At 53.4% G+C, this 8951-nt stretch carries 7 protein-coding genes; 2 read left to right on the top strand and 5 right to left on the bottom strand.

The window, feature by feature from the left end; genetic code table 11:
* Nucleotides 1-121 precede the first annotated feature (121 nt).
* From I9W95_RS15875 to I9W95_RS15855, 5 genes are all read right to left on the bottom strand, one after another.
* Complete coding sequence (locus I9W95_RS15875; RefSeq protein WP_225676635.1) at nucleotides 122-1078, bottom strand: GGDEF domain-containing protein; 957 nt, start codon at nucleotides 1076-1078, stop codon at nucleotides 122-124.
* A 221-nt stretch (nucleotides 1079-1299) separates the two neighbouring features.
* Nucleotides 1300-2055 (bottom strand): YciK family oxidoreductase, encoded by a 756-nt coding sequence (locus I9W95_RS15870; RefSeq protein WP_225676634.1) that lies wholly within the window; start codon nucleotides 2053-2055, stop codon nucleotides 1300-1302.
* 103 nt (nucleotides 2056-2158) lie between these two features.
* Entirely contained in the window at nucleotides 2159-2815 is a 657-nt protein-coding gene (locus tag I9W95_RS15865) for an HAD family hydrolase (RefSeq protein WP_225676632.1), read from the bottom strand.
* Complete coding sequence (gene ubiG, locus I9W95_RS15860; protein ID WP_225676630.1) at nucleotides 2812-3528, bottom strand: bifunctional 2-polyprenyl-6-hydroxyphenol methylase/3-demethylubiquinol 3-O-methyltransferase UbiG; 717 nt, start codon at nucleotides 3526-3528, stop codon at nucleotides 2812-2814. Before ubiG ends, I9W95_RS15865 begins: the two co-directional genes overlap by 4 nt.
* A 20-nt stretch (nucleotides 3529-3548) precedes the next feature.
* Nucleotides 3549-4859, bottom strand: a complete 1311-nt coding sequence (locus I9W95_RS15855; RefSeq protein WP_225676628.1) for a TRZ/ATZ family hydrolase — start codon at nucleotides 4857-4859, stop codon at nucleotides 3549-3551.
* Nucleotides 4860-5119: 260 nt separating this feature from the next.
* On the opposite strand from I9W95_RS15855, the gene gyrA reads away from it, so the two are divergent.
* Nucleotides 5120-7690: a DNA gyrase subunit A gene (gyrA, locus tag I9W95_RS15850; protein ID WP_225676626.1), complete on the top strand. Its 2571-nt coding sequence runs from the start codon at nucleotides 5120-5122 to the stop codon at nucleotides 7688-7690.
* Nucleotides 7691-7845: 155 nt separating this feature from the next.
* Nucleotides 7846-8940, top strand: coding sequence for a 3-phosphoserine/phosphohydroxythreonine transaminase (serC, locus tag I9W95_RS15845; RefSeq protein ID WP_225676624.1), 1095 nt, complete (start codon nucleotides 7846-7848; stop codon nucleotides 8938-8940).
* The last annotated feature ends 11 nt before the right edge of the window (nucleotides 8941-8951 follow it).

The following is an 8951-nucleotide window of genomic DNA, read 5'->3' as shown; positions in this document are numbered from 1 at the left end:
CGAGAGGGGTAAGGCCCCTCTATGAGGACAAGGGGCTATGAATATTTCACAAAAGTTCAAATAAAAATTTGTGGGACAGCAGTGCGGTATTCACCGGCTTTTTTATGTCCGCAGCATCAATTCAGCGGACGTGCGATTTACCGGTTATCTGACCGATATCGTCAGTATCGGCGATTACCCGGTTGCGGCCCAGATGCTTGGCCTGATAAAGGCTTTTATCCGCTCGCTGCACCAGGGTTTCCATTGAATCGTCCAGCGACATGGTGGCACAGCCAATGCTGGCGGTAATTTGCAAGGGACCTTTCTCACTATCGAATTTCAGGGCGGCGATGCTCTGACGAATACGCTCGGCGATACGCAGTGCCCCGGCACTTTCGGCATTCGACAGCATGATCAGGAATTCCTCGCCACCATAGCGGAAGCACATATCAGTCTGGCGAATGCAATTCGCCATACACAGCGCAGCTTCTTTCAGAACTTTGTCACCCATGCTATGGCCAAATTCATCATTGACCAGTTTAAAGTGATCGAGATCCAGCATGAGAATCGACAACTCCTGGCCATGACGCTTTGACAGCTCAATCTCACGATTCAGGGTTTTGTCCAAGGCGACCCGATTGCTGGCACCGGTCAGGGGGTCGCGGAAAGCTGCCGCCAGCGCTTCGTGGTAACGTAAGGCATTGCGAACCGGATAGACCAGTGTCGTGAGCAGACCTTCAAGGTTTGCCAGTTCATGCTCACGAAAGCGGGTAGAGCGGTGGAAGTTAATATCACCCATATAGTCTTTGTGGGACTGCAGGCGATAACTTGCCGTGTGCACGCTGGTGCGGCCGATACTCATCAACAGGTTGCTGGCTGTGTGTGAGTAACTGATGCCATCGACCAGAACCGCATTCTGGATTTCGTTAAAGAAGATCTCCATCAGCTGGGACAGCTCAAGGGTCGTCTGCAGCTTGCCAGAAAGCTTCAGTAATAATTCCGGGCGGATATCCGGGCGAGCGGCCAGGTCTCCAAAGGAGGTGATGACCTTATCATCCTGTAATTCTGCACCGCCGTTGCTGTGTAACGGACTGACCATATCTACCTCGTCCAGGTAAAAAACTTCTTGGGAGGTAGAAAGCGATTTCTGTGCCAGTTTTGATGTTTGCTAAAAGTCCTTTTAAATCAATGATTTGTGATTTTCTTGGGCGGAATTTCGGCGGATCGTTGACTATTTGACGAACGAATGTTTTTTGCATTCGCCAAAAATATGGCTGAAATACGAGAGCCGGACGACGGTCGACCGGCACTCTGGAGCCGTCAGGCGGTAAGTTCGCCAGTCAGAGCGCGTGCATCCAGTGCCTGGCCATGCAGGGCGGCAGAATCTGGCCCCATCAGATAAAGGTAGGCAGGCATGATGCTTTCCGCTTCCGGTACATTGGCGGGATTCTCTGCGGGGTAGGCCGCGGCACGCATTGAGGTGCGGGTACCACCAGGATTGAGGCTGTATACACGCACATTGCTGGTGTTTTCCAGTTCTTCTGCCATGACCTGCATCAGGCCTTCGGTGGCAAATTTGGAGACGGAATAGGCTCCCCAGTATGCGCGGCCTTCACGACCAACGCTGCTGCTGGTAAAAATCACGGCAGCATCTGGCGCTTCGTTCAGCAATGGAAGCAGGTGCTTCATCAGTACAAATTGGCCATTGACGTTAATCTGCATGACCTTTTGCCAGGTGTCCCAGTGGTAGTTGTCCAGGGGGGTGCGCTGACCCAGCACGCCGGCGTTCAGCAGTACGCCATCCAAACGGCCGAAGTTGTCGGCAATCACCTGAGCCAGTTGCTGGTACTGACTTTCATCTTTTTCTTCCAGATCAAAGGGAAGTACCGCAGGTTGCGGAAGTCCTTCGGCTTCGATCAGGTCGTAGGTGTCGTTCAGAGCTTCCTGAGTACGGCCAAGCAGAATGACGGTTGCGCCAGCGCGGGCGTAGGTTTGCGCTGCTGTCCGACCAATACCATAGCCTGCGCCTGTCACTAAAATGACGCGACCATCAAGAATCTTTGCTTCGTTGCTCATGTTTTTACCTTTGCGGCTGGTGATCTGACTCCCGCAGCCGGTTTTCTCGTCAGTTAAACGGCAACGGCGGCAATTTCTGTTTGCCGCTCTTGCCGCTGATGGTTCATTGAATCAGGCTCAGCAGATCATTCGCTGAATGAATCTGGTAATCGGCCTGCCAGTTATCCGGGTTGTCGTGTGTCTCGATATAGCCATAGCAGGCAGCAATGCTGGTCATGCCTGCAGCCTTTGCTGCTTCGATATCGCGTATGTGATCGCCCACGTACCAGCACAGGCTGGCTTCAGTGTTCAGGTGTTCGGCAGCTTTCAGCAGCGCATCTGGTGCTGGTTTGCGATTGGCGACATCTTCCGGGCAAATCACGACTGGACTGTTGATGCCCTGGCGATGCAGAAACAGATCGGTATACAGGCGTGGTTTGTTGGTCACAACGCCCCAGCTGATGCCGAGCAAGCCGAGTCGTTTCAGCAGTTCATCAAAGCCTTCGAACAGTTTTCCGCTGAAGCCAACCACCTGCTCATACTGATCCAGCAGTTGCTGGCGGCGCTGCGGGAATTGCGGATGGTCATCGTTGATTTCCCAGGTCAGGCGGGTGAGGGCTGCGCCGCCGTTGCTGACCTGCTCGCGGATGGTTTCATTGCTCAGCCTGGGCAGGCCGCTTTGCTCGCGTAGCCCGTTGACGACGTCAAAGAAGTCTGGGGCCGTATCGGCCAGGGTGCCATCAAGGTCGAACAGAATCGCGGCAGGAATTACGCTGCTCATACGGCCTTACGCGTCGCCATCAGATAGTTAACGCTGACATCCTGATCTTTCAGGCTGTACACCTTGGTGATTGGGTTGTAGACCATGCCGGTCATATCTTCGGCCCGCAGTCCGGCTTCACGGCACCAGCGTGTCAGCTCGCTGGGTTTAATAAACTTGTGGTAATCGTGGGTTCCGGTCGGCACCAGACGAAGAACGTACTCAGCACCAATAATGGCGAAGGCGTAGGACTTGGGGCTGCGGTTAATGGTTGAAAAGAACACCTGGCCACCGGGTTTTACCAGCTTATGGCAAGCGCGGATGATGGAGGCCGGGTCTGGCACGTGCTCCAGCATTTCGAGGCAGGTGACTACGTCAAAGCTTTCCGGTTGTTGTGCTGCCAGTGTTTCGACGGCGATGCACTGGTAGTCAACTTTTACGCCGCTTTCCAGAGCATGCAGTTTGGCGGTGGTGAGGTTAGCTTCGCCCATATCGATGCCAGTCACATCCGCGCCGCGCTGGGCCATGGCCTCACTCAGAATGCCACCTCCGCAGCCAACATCGAGCACTTTTTTACCTGCCAGTGGCGCCAGACTATCGATATAGTTGGTGCGCAGAGGGTTGATGTCATGCAGTGGTTTGAATTCGCTTTCCATGTCCCACCAACGGGAGGCGAGGGCTTCAAACTTGGCAATTTCGCTCTGATCAACGTTGTTTGCCTGAATATCTGTCATTCTGGTTTCCTCTGTGGGCCTCAGGCCTCACGAATTCGGTTAAGCCACTGGTTGGCGTTAAAACGGATTTTATCTTCATCCAGTGTGGTCAGTTCACCATTGTTCAGTAATTGGCGGCCGGCGACCCAGACATCCGTGGTGTAGCGACTGCTGTCGGTATAGACCAGTTGTGATATCGGGTCATATACGGGCTGCTGTGGCAGCTGACTAAGATTGACTGCTTGCAGGTCAGCCCATTTGCCGGCTTCTATCGAGCCGGTCTGATCATCAATGCCCAGTGCTTTCGCGCCACCAAGTGTTGCCATGTGAAGGGCCTTACTGGCGGGAATCGCGGCAGCGTCAGCCGCAACGGCTTTGGCCAGCATGGCGGCTGTTTTCATTTCACCCTGAATGTTCAGGTCATTGTTGCTTGCGGCGCCGTCTGTGCCAATGGCAACGTTGATGCCGGCACTGGTCAGCGCATGAGACGGGCAGAAACCGCTGGCCAGCTTAAGGTTTGATTCCGGGCAGTGTACGACAGACGATCCGCTGTGCTGCAGGATGGCAGTATCTTCGTCGTTGATTTGCGTCATGTGGACACAGCTCACGCGCTCGGTAAGAAAGCCCAGGTCTGCCAATCGACGGCTGGGGCGGCAACCAAACTGCTCGATGGATTGCGCCACTTCAAAGGCGGTTTCGTGCAGGTGAATCTGAACCGGCAGGTCCAGCTGGTCGGCCAGTGTAGTGATCTGGCGTAACGGGCCATCACTGACGGTGTACGGGGCATGGGGCCCAAGGCCAAAGGTCAGCAGATCGTGGTGCTTATGGGCGTCGTGAACGGCCAGTGCTTTGCGTATGTACTCGTCGGCGTTCTGGGCGAAGTTGGTCGGAAAATCGAGGATTGGGGTAAAGCAGACGCTGCGTATTCCCGACTCAAGCACGGATGTGGCGGTGCCTTCAGGAAAGAAATACATATCGGCAAATGTCGTGGTGCCGCATTTCAGCATTTCGGCGATTGCCAGGCGGCTGCCGTCAGCCACAAAGGCCTGGTCAACCCATTGTCCTTCCGCGGGCCAGATGTGCTCCTGCAGCCACGTCATTAGTGCAAGGTCATCGGCCATGCCGCGAAACAGTGACATGGCGGCGTGGCCATGAGCGTTAACGTATCCGGGCAGCAGGGCGTGATCTGGCAAGTCGCGGATTTCGCTGGCGGTTCGTGTGGTTTCGCTCTGTGGTTCTATCGCCACTATGCGCCCGTCTTTCACGAAAACGGCATGCTGATCAAGGATGCTGGCACCCTCGTTGGTCATGGGAATTACCCAGCGTGCGTTGATCCTCAGATCTGCCTGCATTGAGAACAATCCTTCAGCTGAACGTAAGGCGTGCATTATAAACCGCCACATCTCCTGCGTCTTGGTGAAATAGCGCCGGGTAAGCGTTGCACTCGCTAGGTATCCTGTTGATTTATGGTATGATTCGGCACTTTATTGGCAGCCCCGTCCTGGCCTGGTATGTGTTTTGATCAGGCCGACGGCAGGCGACCAACCACAAGGACAGAGTCACCCCAAAATGACCATAACAGGGTGATCCGTACAGTACAGGCCGAGTATCTATGGGTGAGTTAGCCAAAGAAGTTCTTCCTATTAACATCGAAGACGAGCTGCAGCAGTCGTACCTCGATTACGCTATGAGCGTGATTGTGGGGCGTGCACTACCGGACGTGCGGGATGGTCTGAAGCCAGTTCACCGTCGGGTTTTGCATGCCATGAACGTGCTCGGTAACGACTGGAATAAGCCTTACAAAAAATCTGCCCGTGTGGTCGGTGACGTAATCGGTAAATACCACCCGCACGGCGATTCCGCTGTATACGACACCATTGTGCGTATGGCGCAGGATTTCTCCATGCGTTACACCCTGGTCGATGGTCAGGGTAACTTTGGTTCTGTGGATGGCGACTCAGCCGCGGCTATGCGTTACACAGAAATCCGTATGGAAAAAATCAGTCACGATATGCTGGCTGATATCGATAAAGAAACGGTCGACTGGGTGCCTAACTACGATGGCACCGAACAGATTCCCGAAGTGTTGCCAACCCGTGTACCGAACCTGCTGGTCAATGGTTCCTCAGGTATTGCGGTCGGTATGGCGACCAACATTCCGCCGCACAACCTGACTGAAGTACTGACCGGTTGTCTGGCGTTGATCGACAATCCGGAGCTGGATGTCGATGCGCTGATGGAATACATCCCGGGTCCGGATTTTCCGACCGGGGCTTTCATCAATGGTCGTGATGGCATTGTTGAGGCCTACCGTACCGGTCGCGGCCGTATCTATCTGCGTGCCCGCCATCATTTCGAAGAAGATGAGAAGAACGGCAAGGTCTCGATCATCTTCACCGAGATTCCTTACCAGGTTAACAAAGCAAGGCTGATCGAAAAGATTGCTGAGCTGGTAAAAGAGAAGAAACTCGAAGGTATCACTGAACTGCGCGATGAGTCTGATAAAGACGGTATGCGTATCGTGGTTGAGCTGCGTCGCGGCGAAATGCCAGAAGTGGTTCTGAATAACCTGTTTGCTCAGACTCAGTTGCAGGGTGTATTCGGTATTAATACCGTCGCTCTGGTGGATGGTCAGCCGCGCACCCTGAATCTTAAGCAGTTGCTGGAAGCCTTCGTTAAACACCGTCGTGAAGTGGTTACCCGTCGTACTATTTACGATCTGCGTAAGGCTCGCGAGCGTGGTCATATTCTTGAAGGTCTGGCGCTGGCGCTGGCTAATATTGATCCGGTCATTGAACTGATTAAAAAGTCTCCGACCGCTGCTGAAGCCAAAGAACGCCTGATTGCAACCGCATGGGCGCCAGGCGATGTGCTGGATATGCTCGAGCGTGCGGGTGAGGATGCCTGTCGCCCGGATGACTTGCCGGAAGAATTTGGTTTCCGCAATGGTATGTACCATCTGTCACCGGTTCAGGCACAGGCCATTCTGGACCTGCGCCTGCAGAAACTGACGGGCCTGGAACATGAAAAACTGATTGAAGAGTATCAGCTGAAGCTGACTGAAATCGCAGAATATCTGGAGATTCTGGCCAGTGCTGAGCGCTTGATGGAAGTGATCCGTGAAGAGCTTGAAGCGGTGCGTGCTGAATACGGCGATGAGCGCAAGACCGAAATTATTGCTCAGAAGCGCGACCTGACTATGGCCGATCTGATTCCGGAAGAAACTCTGGTTCTGACTCTCTCACATGGCGGCTATGCCAAAACTCAGCCGATGGATACTTACCAGGCTCAGCGTCGTGGTGGTAAGGGTAAGTCTGCAGCCTCTGTAAAAGACGAAGATTTTATTGAGCGTATGCTGGTAGTGAACAGCCACGATACCGTGCTGTGCTTCACCGACGCCGGTAAGGTTTACTGGCTGACGGTTTATGATATTCCACAGGCTAGTCGTAACGCCAAAGGGCGCCCGATTGTTAACGTCCTCAATCTGAGTGAAGGCGAACGTATTACCGCTATTCTGCCGGTTGATGAATACCGCGATGACCGCTACGTCTTTATGGTTACCGCAAAGGGGACCGTTAAGAAAACGACGCTCGATCAGTTCAGCCGTCCACGATCCGTCGGTCTGATTGCATGTGAGCTGGACGATGGTGACCATCTGGTCGGTGTGGCCATTACCGATGGTACCAAGGATATCCTGATGATGTCTGACGCTGGTAAAGCGGTCCGCTTCAAAGAGTCCGACGTGCGTGCTATGGGACGTGGTGCCCGGGGTGTGCGTGGTATCAAGCTGGCTGACGATCAGCGCGTTATTTCCCTGATCGTACCGGAAGAAGGCGGAACGATTCTGACGGCTTCAGAACGTGGTTACGGTAAGCGTACCGAGGTAACCGAATTCCCGACCAAAGGGCGTGGTACTCAGGGTGTTATCGCTATGGTGGTTAACGACCGCAACGGCGCTTTGGTGGGCGCTGTGCAGGTATTCAATGGCGATGAAGTGATGCTGATCAGCGATCAGGGAACACTGGTACGTACCCGGGTTGATGAAGTCTCTGTGCTGGGCCGTAATACTCAGGGTGTTACCCTGATTAAAGTCGACAGCAAAGAAAAACTGGTCGGTGTTGAGCGTATCTGTGACGCTGAAGAGTCTGAAGAAGACGGATCTGAAGAAGGCATTGAGGAGTAATAGCAGGTGAATGCTGTAACAGAACGTCCTGTGGATGATGAGATTGATCTGGCAGTAGTTGGCAAGTTACAGCGTAAATCCCTGAAAGCTGTTGGTTAATCAAGTGCAGGGATCGGTCGATCCCTGTTTTTGCTGATATCTGAGTGCGATATTAAATGACACGAGTATATAACTTCTGTGCGGGCCCTGCGGCCTTACCTACTGCTGTGCTTGAACGTGCTCAGCAGGAAATGGCTGACTGGCATGGCAAAGGCCTGTCTATTATGGAAATGAGCCATCGCAGCAAGGATTATGTTTCTGTAGCGGAAAAAGCCGAGCAGGATCTGCGTGATCTGTTGGCTATCCCGGATAACTACGAAGTCTTGTTCATGCAGGGCGGTGCAAGCAGTCAGTTTGCCATGATTCCAATGAACCTGTTTCGTGGGAATTCCGCCGAGGATTTTGTTGCTGATTACCTCAATACCGGGCAGTGGTCGACCAAAGCTATTAAAGAAGCGCAGCGCTACGGTCGGGTAAATGTTGCTGCAACAACAGAGCATAATAACTTCACCTCTGCACCATCCCAGGCAGAGCTGAAGCTCAGCGCAGAAGCGAATTTTGTTCACTACACTCCGAACGAAACGATCGGTGGCGTGGCTTTTGACTACATTCCGGATGTGGGTGATAAGCCGCTGGTCGCGGACTTCTCATCATCAATTCTGTCCGAGCCTCTGGATGTGTCTAAGTTCGGCCTTATCTATGCGGGTGCGCAGAAGAATATCGGCCCGGCTGGTCTGTGTGTGGTGATTGTGCGTGAAGACCTGTTGGGTAAAACCATCCCGGGTACGCCAACTATGTTCGACTACAAGGTCGCCGCGGATAATGCGTCTATGTACAACACGCCGCCAACCTATAGCTGGTATCTGGCTGGCCTGGTGTTTGAGTGGCTGAAAGAGCAGGGTGGCCTGACGGCTATGGCGGCAGTTAATCGCCGCAAAGCGGAGAAGTTGTATGGCTTTATTGATGCCAATGATTTCTATGCCAATCCGGTTGCTATCGCTAATCGCTCTATTATGAACGTGCCATTTACGCTTGCGGATGACGCGCTGGATAAAGTATTCCTGGCAGAAAGTGAAGCGGCTGGCCTGTTAAATCTGGCTGGTCATCGCAGTGTTGGCGGTATGCGTGCATCGATTTATAACGCGGTTGAAGAGCAGGCCGTTGATGCATTGATCGGCTTTATGGGCGACTTTGCCCGTCGTCATGGTTGATTCCATTGTAA

The sequence above is a fragment of the Thalassolituus marinus genome, assembly GCF_020320395.1.
Classification (GTDB): domain Bacteria; phylum Pseudomonadota; class Gammaproteobacteria; order Pseudomonadales; family Oceanobacteraceae; genus Venatoribacter; species Venatoribacter marinus.
Note: the sequence above shows the minus strand (reverse complement) of the source record. Positions and strands in the feature narration are given on the sequence as shown.

What these genes read in the sequence shown, in the direction of transcription:
- I9W95_RS15875 (WP_225676635.1), bottom strand. Translation starts at nt 1,078, where the DNA reads ATGGTCAGTCCGTTACACAGCAACGGCGGTGCAGAATTACAGGATGAT.
- I9W95_RS15870 (WP_225676634.1), bottom strand. Translation starts at nt 2,055, where the DNA reads ATGAGCAACGAAGCAAAGATTCTTGATGGTCGCGTCATTTTAGTGACA.
- I9W95_RS15865 (WP_225676632.1), bottom strand. Translation starts at nt 2,815, where the DNA reads ATGAGCAGCGTAATTCCTGCCGCGATTCTGTTCGACCTTGATGGCACC.
- ubiG (WP_225676630.1), bottom strand. Translation starts at nt 3,528, where the DNA reads ATGACAGATATTCAGGCAAACAACGTTGATCAGAGCGAAATTGCCAAG.
- I9W95_RS15855 (WP_225676628.1), bottom strand. Translation starts at nt 4,859, where the DNA reads ATGCAGGCAGATCTGAGGATCAACGCACGCTGGGTAATTCCCATGACC.
- gyrA (WP_225676626.1), top strand. Translation starts at nt 5,120, where the DNA reads ATGGGTGAGTTAGCCAAAGAAGTTCTTCCTATTAACATCGAAGACGAG.
- serC (WP_225676624.1), top strand. Translation starts at nt 7,846, where the DNA reads ATGACACGAGTATATAACTTCTGTGCGGGCCCTGCGGCCTTACCTACT.